Annotated in this window: 12 protein-coding genes; 7 read left to right on the top strand and 5 right to left on the bottom strand. The window is 71.1% G+C overall.

All coding sequences use genetic code 11. From position 1 onward, the window contains the following. Positions 1-18 precede the first annotated feature (18 nt). The gene (locus IEX71_RS11730) at positions 19-1,611 is read right to left on the bottom strand and encodes an amidohydrolase (protein ID WP_188837180.1); all 1,593 of its coding nucleotides are present in this window, start codon (positions 1,609-1,611) and stop codon (positions 19-21) included. Between the two features lie 99 nt (positions 1,612-1,710). On the opposite strand from IEX71_RS11730, the gene IEX71_RS11725 reads away from it, so the two are divergent. The 4 genes from IEX71_RS11725 to IEX71_RS11710 all read left to right on the top strand — a co-directional run bounded on the left by IEX71_RS11725 (position 1,711) and on the right by IEX71_RS11710 (position 6,980). Then, positions 1,711-4,107, top strand: a complete 2,397-nt coding sequence (locus IEX71_RS11725; RefSeq protein WP_188837179.1) for a sunset domain-containing protein — start codon at positions 1,711-1,713, stop codon at positions 4,105-4,107. A gap of 79 nt (positions 4,108-4,186) precedes the next feature. Further along, positions 4,187-4,999 carry a CPBP family intramembrane glutamic endopeptidase gene (locus IEX71_RS11720; RefSeq protein WP_308420974.1) on the top strand — a complete coding sequence of 271 codons (813 nt, stop codon included), beginning with the start codon at positions 4,187-4,189 and terminating at the stop codon, positions 4,997-4,999. Beyond that, positions 4,996-5,649: an ABC transporter ATP-binding protein gene (locus IEX71_RS11715; RefSeq protein ID WP_229749660.1), complete on the top strand. Its 654-nt coding sequence runs from the start codon at positions 4,996-4,998 to the stop codon at positions 5,647-5,649. The genes IEX71_RS11720 and IEX71_RS11715 overlap by 4 nt, the downstream gene beginning before the upstream one ends. Further along, positions 5,649-6,980: a hypothetical protein gene (locus tag IEX71_RS11710; protein WP_188837178.1), complete on the top strand. Its 1,332-nt coding sequence runs from the start codon at positions 5,649-5,651 to the stop codon at positions 6,978-6,980. The genes IEX71_RS11715 and IEX71_RS11710 overlap by 1 nt, the downstream gene beginning before the upstream one ends. Here IEX71_RS11710 and IEX71_RS11705 read toward each other — a convergent pair. After that, positions 6,948-10,157 carry an MFS transporter gene (locus IEX71_RS11705; RefSeq protein ID WP_188837177.1) on the bottom strand — a complete coding sequence of 1,070 codons (3,210 nt, stop codon included), beginning with the start codon at positions 10,155-10,157 and terminating at the stop codon, positions 6,948-6,950. The genes IEX71_RS11710 and IEX71_RS11705 overlap by 33 nt on opposite strands. A 112-nt stretch (positions 10,158-10,269) precedes the next feature. Between IEX71_RS11705 and IEX71_RS11700 the strand changes: the two genes are divergently transcribed. Beyond that, positions 10,270-11,220 (top strand): hypothetical protein, encoded by a 951-nt coding sequence (locus IEX71_RS11700; RefSeq protein ID WP_188837176.1) that lies wholly within the window; start codon positions 10,270-10,272, stop codon positions 11,218-11,220. On the opposite strand, the gene IEX71_RS11695 is transcribed toward IEX71_RS11700, so the two are convergent. Next, on the bottom strand, positions 11,221-15,027 hold the full coding sequence (locus tag IEX71_RS11695) for an adenylate/guanylate cyclase domain-containing protein (protein ID WP_188837175.1): 3,807 nt from the start codon (positions 15,025-15,027) through the stop codon (positions 11,221-11,223). It lies immediately after the preceding gene. Positions 15,028-15,088: 61 nt separating this feature from the next. Between IEX71_RS11695 and IEX71_RS11690 the strand changes: the two genes are divergently transcribed. Beyond that, positions 15,089-17,944 carry an ATP-binding protein gene (locus tag IEX71_RS11690; protein WP_188837174.1) on the top strand — a complete coding sequence of 952 codons (2,856 nt, stop codon included), beginning with the start codon at positions 15,089-15,091 and terminating at the stop codon, positions 17,942-17,944. A gap of 139 nt (positions 17,945-18,083) precedes the next feature. On the opposite strand, the gene IEX71_RS11685 is transcribed toward IEX71_RS11690, so the two are convergent. After that, positions 18,084-18,653: a nitroreductase family protein gene (locus IEX71_RS11685; RefSeq protein ID WP_188837173.1), complete on the bottom strand. Its 570-nt coding sequence runs from the start codon at positions 18,651-18,653 to the stop codon at positions 18,084-18,086. A 15-nt stretch (positions 18,654-18,668) separates the two neighbouring features. Next, positions 18,669-19,928 carry an anhydro-N-acetylmuramic acid kinase gene (locus IEX71_RS11680; RefSeq protein ID WP_188837172.1) on the bottom strand — a complete coding sequence of 420 codons (1,260 nt, stop codon included), beginning with the start codon at positions 19,926-19,928 and terminating at the stop codon, positions 18,669-18,671. A 278-nt stretch (positions 19,929-20,206) separates the two neighbouring features. Here IEX71_RS11680 and IEX71_RS11675 point away from each other — a divergent pair, with 278 nt between their 5' ends. After that, positions 20,207-21,145 carry a MurR/RpiR family transcriptional regulator gene (locus IEX71_RS11675; protein ID WP_188837171.1) on the top strand — a complete coding sequence of 313 codons (939 nt, stop codon included), beginning with the start codon at positions 20,207-20,209 and terminating at the stop codon, positions 21,143-21,145. The last annotated feature ends 12 nt before the right edge of the window (positions 21,146-21,157 follow it).

Raw genomic sequence — 21,157 nt, 5'->3', positions numbered from 1 at the left:
TGCCCGTCTCGGCCCGAATCAGTCGCGTTGCCAGCGTGTTTCGCCGCCGACGACCGACTGCAGCACCTGAGCCTCCCGGATGCGCACCGGCTCGTCGGCGAGGATCGCGGGATCGGTGATGTCGGTGTCCACGGCGATGAAGTCCGCGAGCATCCCGGCGGTCAGCATGCCGCGATCGCCGGCGGCGCCGGTGAGCTTGGCCGGACCGGTCGTGTAGCCGGCGATGGCCTCGGCGACGGTGACGCGCTCGTCGGGCTGGAAGCCGCCCTCAGGCGTGTTGTCGCCGCGCTGCCGGGTCACCGCGGCATGTATGCCGTGGAACGGATTCGCCTCCTCGACAGGCGCATCCGAACCGAACGCCAGGTCGACACCGGCATCCAACACGGAGCGCCAGCCGTACGCGACGAGGTCGTGATCCGGAAGAAGCGAACGCACCAGGTCGATGTCGCTGGTGCAGTGCGTGGGCTGCATGGACGCGGTGACGTCCCACTTCCGCAGACGCGCCACGTCGCCGGGCTGGAGGTACTGCGTGTGCTCGATGCTCAGCGGCAGGGTCGTGCCGGTGTCGCGGCGGATCTGCTCATAGACTTCCAGCACGTCATGGCACGCCTGGTCACCGATCGCGTGGGTCGCGACGGCGATACCGGCGTCGACGGCGGCGCGTGCGGCGTCATACATCTGCCGGTGGGTCATGACCGCCATACCGAGGTTGGTGGGGTCGTCGGCGAAGCCGCGGCTCATGTGGCAGGTACGCGAGCCGAGCGCACCGTCGCTGAATAGCTTGACCGGCCCGACGCGTAACCAGTCGTCGCCGTCGCCGGTACGCCGACCCTGCTGGATCGCCAGGTCGAGCGCCTCCATCGGGATGCCCTTGACGACCCGGATCGCGAGTTCGCCGGCCTGGTGGAGCTGGATGTATGCCGCCCGGGCCTCCTCGCCGTTGAGGTCGGTGACCGCGGTCAGCCCGACCGACAGCAGGTGCTCCTGGGCAGCCAGCAGCAACCGGGGCAGGTCGCCCGCGTCCGGTCCGGCGGCGATGTCGCCGATGGGGTCCTGTGCCGACTCACGCAGGATGCCGGTGGGGTTGCCGCCTGCGTCGCGGACTGCCATACCGCCGGGCGGGTCCGGCCACGACGCGACGATGCCGGCTCGGCGCAGCGCCTCGGAGTTGGCCCACATGGTGTGTCCGTCGATGCTCGACAGCGCGATCGGGTGGTCGCCGCTGACGGTGTCGAGGTCGGCCGCGGTGGGCTGCACCGGGCGCTCCCACTTGTTGCTGTCCCAACGGCCGCCGAAGATCCAGGCGCCGGCCGGCAACGACTGCGCGTGCTCGCGCACCCGCTCCAGCGCGTCCTGCAACGATCTGGCACCGCGCAGGTCGACCGACACGAGGGACCGGGCGATGCCCGCCGTGTGGATGTGCGCGTCGTGCATGCCCGGGAGGACGACCTCGCCGGGCAGCTCGACGATGTCGGAGGGGCTGTGCGTGGTGGCGAGCTCGGCACCGTCTCCGACGGCGGTGATCCGGTCGTTCTCGACCAGGATTCCGGTGACGAACGGCCGGCTCGGGTCACCGGTGAAGACGCGCGGATGGCGGAAGAGTGTTGACACGGCGGCCAGCTTAGGGAGGGATAGGAGGGGAATGGTGATCGGTGTCCGGGTCCGGATGCCGACATCCGTCGACGTTCTCCATGAAAGGAGTCGGTCAAAATGGTGTGGGTTTGGATCATCATTGCGGTGATCATCATCGCGCTGATCATCTGGTTCTTGATGCGAGGGAGGAGCTCGAAGAGCGAAACCACCGAGCGGCAGGGGCAGGTCGGGCGCCACGCGTCCGGTGAGGACCGAGCGGGTAGCGGCCGGTCTGCCGGTGACCGATCAGGTTCGGAATCGACCGGTTCCCGAGGCGCTGCAGGCGGCGCGGCCGCGGCGACCGGAGGCGCTGCTGCTGCCGGTGGTGCGGCTGCAGTTGCCGGCTCCTCGTCGTCCGACGACCACGCGACGAGCCGTGATGCGGCTGCTGATAGTGCGGGCGCGGACAGGGCGGGCGCGGACAGGGCGGGCGCGGACAGGGCGGGCGCCGACAGCGCTGCTATCGACGACGCCGGTGCTGGATCCGCGGGCGCGGGTGACGCAGCGAGTGGCACGACCCACACCACGACCAACTACGGCTCGGCCGCTGACCCGACCCCGGAGTCCGCTTCGGCGATGCCGGCCGGCGAGCCGGTCCAGGGTGCGGCCGCCGGCCGCGAGGCCGACGCCGGTACTGGTGCAGGTGCTGGACCGGGGACCGGCCCCGACGCGCCGACGACCGCTGTTCCGGTCGTCTCGCAGGACCAGCGCGGCCAGGGCGCCCAGGGCCGCCACTCCGCGTTGCCGGCCGACGGCTCCGACGAGTTCGACGACGTGCACGACGCTGTCGACACCGCACACTCCCCGACCGGTGAGCCGGTCGACGGATCAGTATCGGGGACGGCGTCCGCCCAACCGCAGAGCGTGAGCGACGCGCAGCCGCCGCTTCCGACCGCGACCGACCCGCAGCGGGTGACCAGCGCCGCAGCGGTCGACGGCACCGCACGTGGTGGCGGCAGCGACGAAGAGATCGCCGCGCGGAACGACGACCCGACACCGCGGCAGGCTGACGCACCGCCGGAGAGTGCCGCGTCCGCGGCTCGGCGCGACGACAACGAGTTCCAGGACACCGAGGTTCGGCATCCCGCGGCTGGTTCGATCGCGCCCGACCCAGGCACCGGCAGTGCGGCCGACGCAGGCACCGGCGGTGAGGCCGACACGGCCACCGGCGGCGGCACGGTCACTGGTGGCGGCACCGGCACCGCAGCTGCGGCCGCTGACGCATCGGCAGCCGACTCCTCCGGCGACTCGTCCGGTGGGCACACCGCCGGGTATGCCGTAGCCGGTGGTGCAGCGGTGGCCGGCGGAGGCGCGGCAGCCGTCGCGGCTTCGCGGCACGACGACGACGCGACGTCGGGTGACGCGAAAGCCGACGACGCGAAGGCAGCCGACGCGAAGACCGATGAAGTGAAGGCGGACGACAGGACGTCCACTGACGCACCGTCAGCTGCGACGCCCGGCGAGAAGGTCGGCTACTCGGTTGATTCATCCACCGGCACGACGGCGGGATCGGCGGGATCGACGTCCGGTTCGGCGGGATCGACCTCCGGTTCGGACCCGATGACCGAGCGCTTCGGCGAAGGCGCGGCGTCGCCGCGTCCGGACGGTTCGGCACCCGACGGCTTCGGCATCAAGGGCAACGCCGATTCGATGCTGTTCCACACCCAGGACAGCCCGCGGTACGACGCCACCAGCGCAGCGGTCTGGTTCCGGGACGAGAAAGCAGCCACCTCGGCCGGTTTCGCGCACTGGAACCGCGACAAGCGCGGCTCCGTCGGAGCGGGTTCGACCGGCTCGGACACGTCTGGGACCGGCACTGGTTCGGCGGGCGCAGGTTCAGCCGGGACCGGCACTGGCCCGGCGGGCGCGAGTTCGGCCGGAACGGGTTCGGCTGGTAGCACGACGGCCGGCACCGGGCCCGCGGCGGACAGCACGACCGCCGGCTCGGACTCCGCAGCAGGCAGCACCACCGCCGGCTCGGAGACCGCATCAGGTGGCACGTCCTACACCGTGGGCACGAGCCACCCCGGCCCTGCCGTCACGGGAGTGACCGGGACCGCAGCCACTGGCGCCGCCGGCGCTGCCGCCGCGAGCGGAACGTCGGACACTGCTGCCGGAGAGTCGGGCGCGACCGCAGCGGCACCGGTCGTCGGCGCAGCTTCGACGGACGCGAGCGGAGCCACTGGTTCTACCAGCGCCTCGGCAACGGACGCCGCGGCGACCAGCGCCCCGGCAACCAGTGCTCCGACCGAACGCGACCCGATGCAGGACCAGTTCGGCGAGGGCGCCGGATCGCCGCGTGAGGACGGCAGCGCGCCGTCGGAGCGCCATACGATCAAGGGCAACGCCGACTCGATGTTGTTCCACACGGCCGACAGCCCGCACTACGAGCGGACCGCGGCCGAGGTGTGGTTCACCGACGAGGAAGCCGCCAAGAAGGCGGGCTTCAAGCACTGGGACCACCGGCGGCGCTGACCGCTGAACCCGGCACAACCACCCGACCCTGGACGGCCGCGACCTGCGGCCGCCCAGGGTCAGGTGGTTATATGGCCAGGTGACGGCCCTGACGCGTGAAGTGCGCACGCTGTGGCGGGGACCGCTCACCGCGCCGGAGAGCAAGCTCCCGCGCCGCACGCTCGTCACCGAGACCGTCCTGGTGCTGCTGCTCAGCCTCGGAGCATCGGCGATCTACTCGATCCTGTCGATCATCCGGATGCTGCAGTCGACCACGGCGCTCAACCACCAGACCTCGTCACTGAACAACTCGCAGGCCACCCAGTCCTGGCTCGATCTGACCTACCAACTGGTCGGGATCGGCCTCGGCGTCGTGCCGGCGCTGCTGGCGATCCACCTGCTCGGCCGGGAGATCCGCCGGCCCGCGGCATACCTCGGGATCGACCGCTCCCGCCCGGGCCACGACATCGCGTGGGGGCTGGGGACCGCGTTGGTGATCGGCATACCCGGCCTCGTGCTGTATGTCGTGGCGCGCGACCTCGGCTTCAACACGACCGTGGTGGCTGCCGACCTCGGCAGCCACTGGTGGGCGGCTCCGGTGCTGCTGCTCTCGGCGGCCCAGAACGCCATCGCCGAGGAAGTCGTCATGGTCGGCTACCTCTTCACCCGGTGGAGCCAGGCCGGCTGGCGGCTGCCGGCGATCATCGTCTGCTCCGCGGTCATCCGCGGCAGTTACCACCTCTATCAGGGGTTCGGCGGATTCGCCGGCAACATCGTGATGGGGCTGATCCTCGCCACCGTCTATCTACGCACCAGGAGAGTTCTTCCGTTGATCATCACCCACGCCGTGCTCGACTCCGTCGCGTTCGTCGGCTACGCCCTGCTGCACGACCACGTGGGGTGGCTGCAATGAGTAGCGCGCCCACCTTCGACCGGATCAAGGTCGACAAGGTCAGCTGCGTCCAGGGCGAGGTGACCATGCTGGCGCCGACGTCCCTGACGGTGAAGTCGGGCGAGAACATCGCGATCCTCGGTGAGAACGGCGCCGGCAAGACCACCTTCCTGCGGGTCCTGACCGGCAACCTGGCGCCGACCACCGGCACGGTGACGCTGGACGGTCAGCCGATCGACGAGCGCGACCACGCGACCCGCCGGGTCATCGCTCCGCTGATCGGACCGGTCGCCGGTTACCGCGATCTCACCGTCGGCGATCACCTGATCCTGATCGACCAGACCTGGGGTGGCGACCGCGACGGCGCGGGCGAGCGCATCGCCGCGGTCCTGAACAGGCTCGACATACTCCGCTTCGGCAACCGCTTCCTGTCCGAACTTTCCTCGGGGCAGAGGCAACTCGTCGAGCTGGCGATGGTGCTGCTGCGGCCCTCCGCGCTGCTGGTGCTCGACGAGCCCGAGCAGCGACTGGACGAGGGACGGCGGGCGCTGCTCGGTGAAGTGCTCCGCGAGCGGGTGGCGGCCGGCGGGTCCGTGGTCTGGGTCTGCCACGACAAGGAGCTGGCCAAGACCACCGCGACCCGGACCGTGCACTTCCCGCAGGGCGCCTGATGGCCGCCCAGATCACCAGGGAGGAGCGCGAACGCCTCTCCGACGCCTACGAACTGCGTTATCGCGGCGAGGGCGGGCCGATGTCGTCCGCGCTCTTCAGCGCCTACCTCGCAGCCCTGGTCGGCACCGTCTACGGGTCGGTCCTCGCGCATTACGTCTTCGAGGAGTGGCCGCAGATACTGCACTGGATCGAGCGGCAACCGATCTTCGCGACCGGCATCGCGGTCGTCGGCGTGCTGCTGGTCGCCGCCGTCGCGTTCAAGGTCGGCGGCGCTCGCGGTCCGGTGCTGCCCGAGCCCGGACACATCGAATTCGTCGTCGCCACAGACCTGCCCAGACGATTGACGCTGCGGGACGCGTGGCGCGGCAGCCAGCTGATGGTGCTCACGTCATGCCTGTGCCTCGGTGTCGCGCTCCCGATCGGCTTCACCATGGCGGGCGGCTCGGCCACCGCGCTGGTCGTCGGTGTCGTGCTCGGGCTGCTCGGCGGCATCCTCATCGTGCAGTCGTGGCTGCGCGGCCAGGTGCGTGGCCACGCACCCCTGGGCGGTATGGCGAGCTGGCCGCTGGTCGAGGCGATCCCCGGCGCCACGATGCTGCGCCAGTCGCTGCTGTCCGAAGCGGTCACCTCCTCGCTCATCGTGTCGGACACCCGGCGCGCGCGTGCCCAGGCGTTCTCGCTGAAACTGCGGCACAAGCCGGAGCGGATCCGGGTTGCCGGACCGCACGTGACGGTCGTGCTGGCCGACGTCACCGGGCTGCTGCGCACCGGCTGGTCGTCGTTGGGCTGGCTGGTGCTGGAGCTCGTGGCGGTCGTTCTGGTCGGTCTCAACGCGCTGCAGAACGCCAGCTCCCCGCTGCTGCTGCCGATCCTGGTGGTGCTCACCCACGTCGGCGCGTCCGGACTGACCCGCGGACTGCAGGGCCAGGCCGCCGCGGCCGGCGACCAGTCGCTGCTCGGGCTGACCTGGACGCACGAGGCCGTGCTGCACCTGGCGCCGCTCGCGATCCTGCAGTTCGTCGTGGCCACCGCCGTCGGCCTGGCCACCGGGTCCGGCGGTGACGCCGCGGCATACGGCGTGACGATCGCGCTGCTCGTCAGCGGCGGGCAACTGCTCTACGCGCACAAGGGTCCGGCGCCGGGCATCTTCATGTCCGGACCGGGCCGCGGTGGCGGCGTGCTGTGGGCCATGCACCCGGGGATCGTCGTGTTGGCGGGCGGCTTCGCAGCCACCCTCGGCGCCGGCACCGCCGTGATGGCCGGTGCGGTCGTGCTGGCGATCGGATATTCGCGCAGCTCAGCGGCTTTCGCGCCGGCGCGCGTCAACTGACCCTGCGGACAGGTCGCCACCGGTCTGCTCCAGCAAGGCTCGCGCGGCGGCACGTCCGGACTCCACCATCCGGTCGAACTGGTGGAACTCCAGCAACCCCACGCCCATCGAGTGCGGGGTGAGGACCCACGCACCCAGTCGCGCCGCATCCGCTGGCGTGCCACCACCGATCATCAGGGTGCGCAACAACGTCTCCCCCAACGGCGGCACCCGGACCGGCCGTGCGGGCTGACCGGGCACCGTCGCACGGTGCTGGCCGCTCATCGAGACACCGACCGCGATGATCGGTCCCTCGTTGCGCTCGGTCAGGGTGCCGACCGGCAGGTTGTCCAGCACTCCGCCGTCCACCAACAGCCGCCCGTCGCGAGCGATCGGCGGCAACAGGACGGGCAACTGCGACGACGCGCCGATCGCATCCGCCAACGATCCGCTGCGGTGGACGACCGAGGTGCGCGTGAGCAGGTCGGTGCTCACGCACCGGAACCCGCGAGGCAGTTGCTCGATCCGCAGGTCCCGGTAGGACCGCTGCAGCGCACGCCGCACCCGCGCACCACGCGCGAGGGAGGTGCGTGGCAGGTGGTAGTCGCTCAGGATGCTCTCCCGGACGAACTCCTGGTATGCCGTGTCGCTCACCTCGTCGGCAGTCACCCCCGTCGCGTACATGCCGGCGATGACGGCACCCATGCTGGTGCCGGCGAGCCGATCGACCCGCACCCCGGCGGCCTCCAGCTCGAGCAGCACACCGACCTGCGACAGGGCGCGCGCGCCGCCACCGCCGAAGACCAGTCCCAACGCTTCACCGGACAGCCTGTCGGCCAGTCCCTGTATGGCGCTCGGCGCGTGACCGGCGACGACGTCGCGGTCGGTCAGGCGGCTGACCCGCCAGGGGTCGACCGCCAGCAACCAGGCGTCGCGGGAGGTCGCCGTGGTGGCTCCGACGAGGACGAGCTCGGGCCGGGCGTGCGTCGGGAGTATGGCGCTGGGTGGCGCCTCCGCCATACGTCCCACGAGCACGACGACATCGGCCTCCCGCGCGCACCGGGCGGCAGACTCGGTGTCCTGGGTCGGACTGACCACGAGGACCAATCGGTTGTCGGACTCGGCCCGGTCGATCTCCGCCCGCGGACTGTGGCCCGGGAGCAGAGCGACCCGCAGTCGCCGGCTCAGAGCTGTGTGCAGCAACGCAGCGACCGCGTCCGCATCGGCGCCGGGCCCGGCGCCGATGACTGCGACAAGCCCGGGTCGCGCGGCGGTGCGAGTGACCGGCGGCCGGGCATCCGCCAGCCGACCGGCCAGCACGGTCACCAGCGCCGACAGGGCGACCGGATCCTGGGCAATTGTCTTGTCCATCAATGCTTTCGAGATCTCGAGCACCTCGCAGTCGCGTCGCGCGCGGACGGACGCGGAGCGTTCGCCACCGGTCAGCAGCGCCAGCTCGCCGATGACGGCACCGGGACCGAGCTCGCGCACGACCTCGTCCCCGATGACGACCTCGGCGCGGCCGGAGAGGAGGACGAACATCCGGTCGGCGGTCTCCCCGCGGCGCATCAGCCAGTCCCCGGCGGGCACCGTCCATCGGGGACCGGCCGCATTCAGCTGTATCCGGGTCGACTCGGGCAGCCGCCGGAAGAGCGAGTGCTCCTCCGGCGGCAGGTCCCCGCTCAACACGACCGAGGACGTGTCGGGCTGCTGCACCCGTGCACCCGCCGCGGTTGCGGCGTCCGCCGCTGCGTTGCCGGCCCGCTGACGGATCGGCCCGAGGCACAAGGCGATCACGGCGCCCGCAGCGAAGCAGTAGATGCTGATCTGCCAGCCGTGTCGCAGGTTCGGCACCACGTTCAGCGCCGTAGGCGTACCCAGGATCGCGACGAGCAGTGCGATGCCGATGGTGCCGCCGACCTGCCGGGTGCTGGAGATGACCGCCGAGGCCGTGCCGAACTTGTCGCCGGGCTGGGTGACCAGGCCGGCTGCCGCCAGGAGCGGCAGGGTGGCGCCCACCCCGATCCCGCTGATGATCTGGCCGGGCAGCCACTGGGCGAGGAACGCCGGTGAGGTGCCCACCGCTTCGACATACCAGACGTAGGAGAGCACCCAGACGACGAAACCGGCGGCGATCACCCACCGGTAGCCGAGGCGCTCCGCGACCGGTTCGAGCAGTCCGGCGGTGGCCGCGGCGGCGACCGCGCCGGGCACCAGCGCCAGCCCCGACTCCAGCACCGTGTAGTGCCAGACGTATTGCAACCAAAGGACATTCGTCAACATGTAGGCGAAGAAGCCGACACCGGCGACAGCGGTGGCGATGTTCGCGACGAGGAACGGCCGGTAGCGCATCATCGCCAGGTCCAGGACCGGCACCGGGTGTCGCACGGAGCTGAGCACGAAGCAGCCGAAGAGAAGCACCGCACCGCCCGCGACGACCCACAACGTCACGCTGGAGCCGCCCCACTCGGACGCCTTGATGATCACTGTGGTGGCCAGTGCGAGCGCACCCGTCAGGAGCAGGGCGCCGCGTATGTCGGGCAGCCTGCGGCGCCCGGGCGCCCGGCTGTCGACCAGGTTCCGCCGGCCCAGCAACCAGGCGCCGGCACCGAGGGGGACGTTGACCCAGAAGGCCCACCGCCAGCCGCCCGCCTCGACCAGCGCACCGCCGACTGGTGGGCCGAGCCCGGCCGCCACGGCGGCAGCGGCCGACCACAATCCGACCGCGCGAGCCCGTCTGGCCGCCGGGAACCCGTCGATGACCACGGCGAGGGACGCCGGCACGAGCATCGCTGCTCCGAGCGCCTGGACCACACGTGCCGCGATCAGCACCTCCACCGACGGCGAGAGCGCACACACCGCCGAGGAGAGGGTGAACACGCCCACGCCCAGCAGGTAGACGCGACGCCGCCCGATCAGGTCGCCCAACCGGCCGAAGATGATCAGGAACGCCGCGAAGATGATGTTGTAGGCGTTCAGCACCCACGAGATGGTCCCGATGGACACGGTCGTGAACGAGTCGCGGATGCTCGGGAACGCGATGTTGACGATCGTGACGTCCAGGAACGCCAGCAGCGCCCCACCCGAAGCCACCAGCAGCACGGTCCGCTCGGGGATACGAGCCCGGCGCGCCTTCGGCCGCGGCGGGATCCTGCCGGACGAGTCGTCCTGTGTCTCAACGTCATACCGCAGCGCCATATCGGGAGCATGTGCGAGTTGCCGGCGCGAAACCTCCGTGAGTTCACGGATCTTTTTCCGGCGGCGGAGCAGGACCCTGGAAGGCATGCTTGTCCGATCTCCGAGGAGCCGCATGATGTTCCAGCACTTTCCGAGTCGCGCCCTGCGGGCGCGTGTCGTCCTCGCCATACTTTCGGCGCTCGCACTGCTCGGCGCCCTGTTCGCGGCGCCGGCCCCCGCCGGCGCGAGCCCGACCCCGACCGCCACGCTCAGCGTGAGCGCATCGACCGACCCGGTGCTCCTGGCCGCGTTGAACGGCGCACCGGGCGCGTCCATCCCCACCGTGCTCACGGCCGTGAATGTGCAGTTCGAGGCCACGGTGTCGCTCTCGTCCGCGCAGAACAAGGACACGACCGTCGCTCTGTCGCCGAGAAGCGGTGTCGGCCGGCTCAGCACCACCCAGGTCGTCATCCCCGCCAACACCACCAGCGTGACCGTGGACGAGAAGTACGACACTGCGACCTCGGCGTTGCAGATCCACGCCGAGGCCATCAACAGCAACAAGATCGCGAGCGGCAACTCGGCCGCCTTCCGGGTCGAGTCCTCGCTCAGTGTCCTCGCCGGCGGAAGCTCGCCCCTCACAGCAGGGGCCGACGGCGCCGGGTGCACCACGGTCGGCCCGGCCAACCCGATCTGCGGCATCGTCGACCTGCCGAACGGCACCACCACCAACGCTGTGATGACCATTGGGCCGTGCAACGCCGGGACCCCGCACTGCCACACCGGCAACACCGTGACGCAGTTCATCGCCGGTATGACCGGCCTCTACACCCGTGCCGACCCGGCGAGGATGACGCTCGTCTGCGACAAGTCGCTGTGCGGCAAGGGCGGCGTGCCGCATTACACCGCGCAGTGGGCGCAGTCGGCGACGGACCCGCTGACGGCCGCACCCGCCTGCCCGAGCAAGGGCGTCATCGGCGCCGATCAGGACTTCTGCACCGACTACGTCTCCAGCTCCCGCGACAACGCCGGCGACCTGTTGCTGGTCGTGCTCTTCGCCAAGGACGTGCGCGGCACGATCTGATCAGCCGGCGGCCGACTCACCGGGTTCTGGCGGTGACACACCGAGCGTGGCCAGGACCCGGTGCGACTCGTCGCGCAGGTCGTCGTCGCGGGTTGCGTCGGCCAGTGCGAGGCGGAGCAGCGCGGGCTCGAAGCCGCCGAAATCTCCTGTGTCCTGGTCCAATCCGGCCCGAGCGGTGGCCGCTGCTTCGCGCGGGAGACCTTGCGCCACCAGGGCGTGCGCCCGGATCCGATGCAGCCTGGCCAGCGTGTCGGCGGCTCTGGCCTCTGCCGCCTCGAAGGCATCGTCCAGCAGCGCGAGCGCTTCGGCCGGACGCCCGGTGTCCAGCAGCGCCTCGGCCCGTGCGGCGTCGAGCAGGATGACCTCGGTGGTCAGGTGCAGGCCCTCCAGCACTTCTCGGGCCCGGTCGAAGAGCTGCCAGGCCTCCGAGCGGTCGCCGACCCCGGCCCGCGCGCGGGCCTGCTCGCGGTAGGTGAGTCCGATCAGCTCCTCGTCGTCGACCCCGAGCGCCAGTCGTAGCGCCGCGTCCAGGACGGGAAGCGCGTCGGCGTGGCGGCGTTGGGTGACGAGCACATCGGCGCGGTTGTAGAGCGCGGTCGCTTCGTTGGCGTCGTCACCGAGCCGGCGGAAACTGCCCGCCACTCGGGCGAATCCGTCGACTGCCTCGTCCCATCGCCCGGTGTTGTAGGCGTCGATCGCGAGGTTGTTGACCGTGAGTGCCTGGCCACTCAGGTCGTCGAGTTTCTCGTAGAGCGCGAGGGCGAGCTGGCCGTACGGCCGGTCCTCGGTGGCGGTCGAGGCGCCATACGCCAGATGCAGGGCGTTGTAGGCGTGCGCCAGGACCGTCTGGTCGCCGGACTCCTCCGCCCACCGGACACCCAGCCGTCCCCAGCGCAGTGCCTCGGCCGTCCGCCGTTGCAGGTGCCGGCAGAAGCCGTACCGGGTGGCGAGCGTCGCGCGGACGCCCGCGGCAACCGGCCCCTCGACCCCTTCGAGCAGTTTCAGGGCACGGGTCAGCTGCGCCAGCGCGGGCTGATAACGCCCGAGACGCAAGGTGATTCGCGCTTCCTTGTAGAGCACCTCGGCAGTGGCGACCACATCCGGGCGCAGGTCCCGTCGGGCCTGGCGCAGCGCGGTCAGCGCGCCGGCGGAGTCGCCGGCCATGTCGCGGCATTCGCCGAGTGAGACGTATGCCGCGGAGCGTGCCGCCGGCGTCGTTCCCGGCCGGTTCGCTCCGGCGTCCAGGGCGCGCGCGTAGAAGACCGCGGCCTGCCCGTAGGCGTATTTCGCACGCGCTTCGTCACCGGCCCGCAGCGAGTAGGACCAGGCCTTGTCCGCCAGGCCGGCGGCGTGGAAGTGCATGCTCAGCAGCGCGGGTGTCGCGGTGGCCCGGTCCGGGGACTGCTCGAGGGCGACCGCCACCTGCTCGTGCGCCACCCGGCGCAGCCGGAACGGCAGCCCGGCATACGCGACATCTCGCACCATCGCGTGTCGGAACTCCACCACACCGGTCTCGACCGGGCGGACGAATTCGGCCAGCCGGTGCGGCAATTCGGCCGCCGTGGTCAGCTCCGGGCGCAGCTGCGCGACCAGGGCCGGATCGAAGCGCGTGCCCAGGACCGCGGCGATCCGCAGCAGAGTCCGATCCGTGGGAGCCAGCCGGTCGATGTCCGCGATCAGCACCGCCTCGACCGAGTCGGGCAGTTCGTCGTCGGTCCCGGTGGATGCATCGGTCATCGAACCCAGCGAGGTCAGGAAGAGCGGGTTGCCCTCGGCGCGCTCCGCCATCGCCTCCAACAGGTGCCGGCTCGGCCGTCTGGTGCCGGAGACCGACTCGAGCAGCTCGAGCGCCGCCTCCGGTGACACAGCGGCCAGTACGACGCGCAGGTCGGGCACGGCCAGGACCGGTTCGTAACCGATGGGGACGTAACGCCGCGTGACCACGACACACCACGACTGCCGGTGGCTCTCCACGGCCAGTCGGTGCAGCAGAGCGCTGGACGCCTCGTCCATCAGGTGGGTGTCCTCGAAGACCAGCAGCGTCGGGCCGGGCAGCAGGGCGGCGAGCAGTGCCACCGTCAGCTCCTCGATGCGGCCACGCCGGAACTTCGGATCCACCTCCCGCACCTCGCGGGTCGGCGTCAGGTCCAGGTCGAGGGGTATGCCGAGCAAGGGCAGCCACGGCAGTAGCTCCGGCACCGTCGCGTGCACGCGTCCCGCCAGGCTCAGGGCGATCGCCTCCGGTGTGTCGTGCGGCGAGATGCCGAGCACGGAGCGCAGCAGGCTGCGCACCGCGATGTAGGGCATGCCCGTGTCGTAGCTGCTGACCGTCGTGACGTGGCTCGTCATACCGTCCGGCACGGTCAGCTCGGCGACGAGTCGGGACTTGCCGATGCCCGGCTCGCCGACCACATCGACGACCGAGCCCCTCCGTTCCATCGCCGCGGCGAGTGCCCCACTCAATGTTGACAATTCGTCGGCGCGGCCGACGAACGGCGTCTCGACCTGACCGGCCCGACCGTCGAGCACGCTGTGGACGACGACGGCATCGACCGGGTCCCGTTTGCCCTTGACGGCGAACGGCTCCAGCGGCGTCGTCTGCAGCTGTGCGTCGCACGCGGCGACGGCCGCCTCGGTGGCCACGACCTGCCCGACCTGCGCGTGGCCGAGCAGCCGTGCGGCGAGGTTCACCGCGTCGCCCTTGATCGAGTAGGTCCGGCGGACGGCGGGACCGAAGTCCCCGGCGAAGACGTGGCCGGTGTTGACACCGACCCGTGCCCCGAGGGCGCCGTCGTGCGCCGCGATCTCGGTGGCCGTGCGCAGCATCCGCTCCAGATGGTGACCGGTGCTCTGCGGCGCCCCGGAGGTCAGCATGATCTTGCCGCCGTCCGCTGCGATGTCGGACTCGAAGAAGGTCACGCCGTGCTCGAGGCACGCTCGTTGCACCGTCGCCACGACCTGGTGGACGGCTTCTGCCGCAGCAACCGACCCGCTCTCGCGAAGCAGCCTGTCGATGCCGAGGAACTGCACGAAACCAACTGCGATGGAACGGTGTTCGGGGTGTCCTGCCATCTCCTGCACATGAGCCCGGATGGCGGGCGGAAGCGTGTCCGCGATCGGTGCACTCGGGCCGGTCAGTATGTCGGCGGCCGTGCCGGGCACGTCCGGACGCGTTCGCAGCAGTCGTGCCGCAGACCCGGCGACCGGCACGACGCCACCCAGCGCGGCCGCCGGCAACCGGGCGGCGGCTGCCGTGCTCAGCAGGATCTTCCCGGCCGCACAGGCCTGTTCGACGGCTGCCAGCTGACTCGTGTCCGGCCCGGCGACCACGATCTCGCGGTGGCTGGCCGGGTCGCCCACGAAGAAGACGTCGAACCCGCCGCTGTGCAGACCGATCGACATACGCAACGGAGCCGGCACCGGCAGCGCGCGGTTGCGGACGAGCGCGCGCAACTCGGCCCGCATGCGGTGTGCGGCGTGCGCGGCCCGCCGGGTGTGACCGTCGCCCCGGAAGAGCAGCAGCACGGCGTCACCGCCCCATTTGAGCAGGTCCGCGCCGTCCTCGAACGCCGGAGCGAGCAGTGCTCCGAAGGTGAGGTCGAGCGTGTCGCTCATCAGCTCGGCGCCGACCTTGCCGCGCCGGGCCAGGCGCTCGGTCAGCGAGGTGAAGCCGGAGATGTCGGCGAAGACCATCGTGCAATCCAGCCGGCGATGCCGCAGGTCGGGCTGCTCGGTGAGCCATTCGGCGGCCAGCCGGGGCACGAACGGCCGCAGAGCCGTTGCGGGCCGGTCGGATTCGCGGGACACGGATCGTCACCTCTCACTAAACTTCGTGTATCGGAGCGAGCTGAGAGGCGGTGTCATCAGCATGCGCGAAGCGATCCGCCGGCCGGCCCCGCCCGACCCTCCGGGACCCGTCTTCCTCGGCCGACAGCAGGAGCTCGCGATCCTGCTGTCGGCGCTCAACAGCACGTCGTCGACCGGCCGGTTCATCGCGGTGCTCGGTGCGGCCGGGATCGGCAAGACCGCGCTCATCGATGCCGCTCTCGCCCGAGCCCCCGCGTCGACCCGCGTCCTGCGCGCGGCCGGCGACGCCATGTCGCGGCGCCATACCCACCGACTGCTGCTCGACGCCTTCGCGCCGGTGCTGACGGAGGAGGATCGACGCGCCATGGCCGGGCAGGCGGAGTATGTCGTCGGGGAGCGACTGCACGCGGCGATCGACCAGCTGGGCACAGCGCCCGCGGTGCTCGTCCTGGAGGACCTGCACTGGGCCGACCCGGCGTCGCTCGGCCTGCTGGCCAGGTTGAGCGGGACGCTCGGGCAGATGCCACTGCTGGTCATCGGGTCCCTGCGGACGCAGGCCCGCCACGAGACTCCGCCGGCACTCGATCACCTGCTGGGCGCGCTCGCCGAGCGCGAGCTGCTGCGGACGGTGACGCTCGGACCGCTGCCGGAGACGACCTGTGTCTCGATCGCCCAGCAGCTGACCGGTGGCCGGGTCGAGGGCGTGCTCGCGCAGCGCCTGGTGGCGGCGGGCGGCAACCCGCTCTTCCTCGTCGCGATGATCCGCGCGCTGCTGCGTGACGGCGCGGTGGCGATCGGACCGCGCGGCGAGGCGCTGCTGGACGCTCCGGCGGGACCCTCGCCGTCCCTGTCGATGGTGATCATGCGATACCTGAGCCATCTCAGTGCGCCGACCCGGGAGCTGCTCGCGTCCGCCGCGATGCTCGGCACCCGGTTCCCCGTCGCGCACTTGCGGATCGTCTCGGACCGGGCGATGAGTTCGCTGGTCCCGATGCTGCGCGAGGCGTTCGCCGCCGGCATCCTCGAGGAGACCACGCACGAGCTGCTCGGCTTCCGGCACGCGCTGATCCAGTCGGTGCTGCTGCACGACCTGCCGGGCATCGTGCGCGCCGAACTGCACCGGGAGATCGCGCTGCGATTGGAGGCGGAGCAGGTCGACCCGGCGACGGTGGCCGAGCACCTGCTGCGCGCGCCCGCCGCCACGCAGGACGTGCCCTGGTTGCTGCGACTCGCCGAACACACCGCGCTCACCGCCCCGGACACCGCGACCCAGCTGTGGCGTCTCGTCGAGTCGGTCACGGACGAAGCGGATCCCTGGCACTCGCAGGCCAGCACTGGGCTCGCGGCCGCGGCCCTGCGCGACGGCCACATCGTGGAGGCGGCGCAGATCGCCGAACGCACCCTGGAACGCCAGGTCCCCGTCCCGACGCTGACGGTGCTGGCGACCATCCGCACCCATGCGCTGATGCTCCTGCACCGGCACGCCGAGGCACGCGACGCTGCCGAGGAGTATGCCGTGTCCCAGGTGCTGGAGCCGGCTGCTCGTGCCGAACAACTCGCCTTCGCCGGCTGGCCGCGTCTGTTGCTGGGTGACCTGGCCGGTGCGCGGCGGGTGGCCGAGGAAGCGGCTGAGCTCGGTGCCGAAGCGGGTAGCCGCGGCGCGGAGGTCTACGCGCTCACCCTGCAGGGCCTGATGGCCAACTGCCGTGGAGACCTCGACGAAGCGGTCCGGTTGCTGTCCGACGCGGTCGCGAAGGTCGACGCGCACCCGTCCCTGACCGGCATCGAACCCTTCCCGCACGCGCAGTTCGCGGTGGCGCTCGCCGACGTCGAACGCACCGACGACGTCATCACGCAGCTGCACCGGGGACTGCAGGTCTCCGCCGCGTTCGACTACCACACCGGTGTCCTCGCTGCGCACGCTCTCGGCGCGCACGCGCTCAGCCACAGCGGCAATCTGTCCGACATCGCCGCCGAACTCGACGCACACCGCTCGATGGTCGGCGCGATGGACGTGCGACTCGACCCGCCGGTCCGAGGGTTGTGGGCACACGTGCTGGAGCACCAACACGGACCGGACGCCGCCCGGGAGTGGGCGCTCGGACTGGACCCCGTCCCCGATCGCACGACGTGGGCAGGTCGCGGCCGGGCCTGGATCTGGCAGGGCCGCAGCCAGGTGGAGCGAGCCCGCGGCGACGTCGCCGGGACGTTCGAGGTCCTCTGGGCCGGCTGGGAGGAGTTCCGTGCCACCGAGATGCTGATGGACAGCGCCGAGCTCGGACTCGACCTCGTCGACCTGGCGCGAGCCGTCGTCGTCGCGGGCGTGGGCGATGCGGCGGTCGCGCGGGACCGCGCGGACGAGGTCGTCGAGGTGCTGACCGCGCTCGCCGACCGCAACGCACCGGTGGCGCATCTGCGCGCGACGGCGCTCGCGGTGCGGGGTGTGGCGAGGGACGAGCCGCAGGCCCTCGTCGACGCCGCAACCCTCATGGGGACCACCGCCCGGCACCTCGACCACGCCCGGATGGCCGAGCTCGCCGCGCTGGCGATGCGGACGCGCGGGTCCCAGTCGAGGCGACTGGCGGAGACCGCTTTGCGTATGTATGGCGAAGTCGGTGCCGACCACGACGTGACCCGCGCCCGCGCGCAGTTCCGCCGGGCCGGTGTGCGCGTCGCGAGTCCGCCGAGGGATCGACCACGAAGCGGTTGGGAGTCGTTGACCCGCACGGAGGAGCGCATTGCGCGACACCTGGCGACCGGTGAGACGAACCCGGAGATCGCCGAGAGCCTGAGCGTGTCGCGGCGGACGGTCGAGAGTCATGTCTCAAACGTCCTCGCCAAACTCGGGTTGCGTTCGCGCACCGAGGTCGCCGTGTTCGTCGCCCGTCGTGTCGACGATGTTCGACAGGACGGCTAGCAGGTCGATCCAGCCGCAGAACAGCACAGGCTCGCCGTGGTCCCCCACGCGCCCGGTCGGCGGGTCCGTACTGTCGACCCAGATCTCGATGCGCACCACCCCAGCGTCATACCGGAGCTGGCTCCGCGGATCCGTGAGTTCACGGATCTTCCGGGTGAATCTCCCTCAACGGTCGTCGCTCGCGCGGCAGGGTGCGGCCGTCCGGCAGCTGCACGGCGTATGGCGCAGCCCCCTCCGGCGGCACGCCGACCGCGGCCATGGTGGCGACCTGCCAGCCCGGCGCGACCGTCAGCAGCGTCTCGACGGCGTCCCGGTCGAAGCTGCGGAACTGCCGCACCGACAGGCCCATCGCCTCGGCCTGGATGGTGAGGTGCGCGACGGCCTGGCCGAGGTCGTACATCGCGAATTCGGAGTATTCGTAGTCGGTTTCGTCGACCGTGCGGTGGCACAGGTTGACCAGCAACAGGCTCGCGAGAGTGCCCCAGCGCCGGGCTCCGCCGAGCAGGTGGAGCGTGAGGCGGCGGTGCATCGCGTCACCGCGACGGGCCGCCACGAACGCCCACGGCTGCGAGTTGCCGGCCGACGGCGCCCAGCGCGCGGCCTCCAGCAGGGTCGCGACGTCCGCCGGGTCGAGCTCGTGATCGGTGCGGAAGTCCTGCGGACTCCACCGCTGTCGCAACAGCGGATGCAGCGGGCCCGGATCTGTCATGGCTCGGTCACCCGATCAGTCCACCACGCGCAGGCTGCGCGGTGCCACACCAGGCTCGGGCATCCGTAACGGCTTGTCACCCGGGCTGATCCGGCCGAGCACCCGCGGCGTGCCGGCGCCGGTCAGCGCCCGGCCGTCCGGCCCCGGCAGCACCCCCGGTATGCCGTGCCAGGTCAAATAGCCGATCAGCGCCATCAGGTAGCCCTCCTTGTCGTCGACCGGCAGTCCCAGCTCGTCGCTGGTGGCCAGCCGCGCCGGGGCCAGGTGCGCCGCGAGTCGGTCCATCAGCACCGGATTCCGCACGCCGCCGCCCGAGGCGTAGACCTCGGTCACGTCGTAGGGCCGCAGTGCGTCCGCGACGGTCACCGCGGTCAGCTCGGTGAGCGTCGCCACCAGGTCAGCAACGCTCTCGCTGATCGAGTAGCGCGGGGAGCGCAGCGGAGGAGGTGTATCGAGACCCCGCGCATCGAGATCGAGAGCATCCAGGTAGTCGGCCCGGAAGAGCTCCCGCCCGGTCGATTTCGGCGCCGGCAGAGCGAAGTACGGCTCGGCCAGCAGCCGCTCGAGCAGGGCCTGGTCGATGCGCCCCGCAGCGGCGAGACGACCGTCCGCGTCATACAACCTGGTGCCGGAAGTGGCGGCGGACACCGCCGCGTCGATGAGGCAGTTGGCCGGTCCGGTGTCGAACGCCGCACTGCCGTGCGCCGACGCGACGGTCACGTTGGCGATGCCGCCGAGGTTGAGCAGGGCCGCGCTCCGCTGGTCTCGATACGGGCTCGTTCCTCGCCCTACTCGACCCGCGCTCAACAGCAGCAGATCCATCGTGCCGGCAAGTGGGGCGCCCTGACCGCCGGCGGCGATGTCGCGGCTGCGGACGTCGCTGACCACCGGCAGGCCGGTCCGCTCCACGATCGCGGCGGGCTGCCCCAGTTGCAGTCCGCCGTGCGCGGTGCCGCCCTCGACCCAATGGAAGACGGTCTGCCCGTGGCTGACCACCAGATCGGCAGTCCCGCCGGCGAATTCGTCGATGGCCGACTGCACCGCGGCGGCGATCTCCCGGCCGGCGACGATGTCGAGGCGGCATACGTCCTCGGTCGTGGTGGTGGCCGGTGGCAACAGCGCCAACAGACCGGCCTGTGTCGACAGCGACCACGGGTGCGTGCGGGCGCCCAGCGGGCGCAGGGTGAGCTCGCCCCGGTCGGCGCCGTGCAGGTCCGCGACCGCGACATCGATGCCGTCGACCGACGTGCCGGAGATGCAGCCGACGACGATCACGGGGGGCTCCTGAAATATTCGACACGTTCCCAGCCAACTGGCAGACAATGCGCAAGTTGTGACGCCTGGTGTCCGCAGCGGTACGCAAACGTGCACCATGAGTCACACAACGTGTCGCTCAGGATATGTCAATCTTTTCCAAGTGGAGACTTGCTCCTGGCACGTAATTATCATTCGACGGTTACAGTGGCCGACAGAAACATCAGGTGGTTCGGGGGCGCAACCGACCGCAAACGAACACCTTGCGACGCCCCGCGCCGTAGGTCGGAAGGGACGTCATGGCAATCGAATCAGGTGACCCGTCGGTGGATCCCACGCGTGACGTGCTCGTCCGCATGCGGTCCGCGCTCCCTCAGCTGCAACCGGCGGAGCACCGTGTCGCCGAGGTCGTGTTGCGTGACCCGGCAGGTGCCGCGCACCTGTCGATCACCGAGCTCGCCGAACGCGCCGACACCTCGGTCGCGACCGTCGCCCGCTTCAGTCACAGCGTCGGCTTCGGCGGCTATCCCCAGCTGCGACTCGCACTCGCCGGCGCGGCTGCCCGCGAGTCCGCACTCGGCGGTCCGACCCGTCAGCCGCCCGCAGATCTGAACGAAGCCCAGACCACCGAGGACATCGTCGCGGCGATCGTGCACCACGAGGTGCGTGCGTTGCAGGAGACCGCCGAGCACCTCGACCTGACAGCGCTGGACGCCGCCGTTGAGGCCGTCGCGGCGGCACCGCGCGTTGAGATCTTCGGCATCGGCGCCAGTGGCCTGGTCGCGACGGACCTGCAGTACAAACTCATCCGGGCCGGCCGGGTCGCCTTCTGCTGGACCGAGTTCCATGCCGCGATGACGTCGGCGGTGCTGCTCGGCGCGTCCGACGTCGCGATCGGCATCTCGCACTCCGGCAGCACCCAGGACGTCGTCGAGGCGCTCGCCGCGGCGAAGAACGCCGGTGCGACCACGATCGCCATCACGAACTTCTCCGGCGCACCGATCGTCGAGTATGCCGACATCGTGCTGACCACGGCCGCACGTGAGACCGCCTTCCGGTCCGGTGCGCTGGCCAGCCGGACCGCACAGCTGGCCGTCGTCGACTTCCTCTTCGTCGGGGTCGCGCGGACCTCGCTGGAGGCGACCACCGAGGCGCTGCGACGCACCCACGAAGCAGTCCGGGACAGCCGACCGATGAAACGGCGCAAGACGTCGGCGAAGGGGAAACAGAACAAGTGACGCGGAGCGAGC

Origin of the sequence: Flexivirga endophytica (assembly GCF_014640635.1) — a bacterium.
GTDB lineage: Bacteria > Actinomycetota > Actinomycetes > Actinomycetales > Dermatophilaceae > Flexivirga > Flexivirga endophytica.
This window is presented reverse-complemented; position numbering and strand designations above follow the sequence as displayed.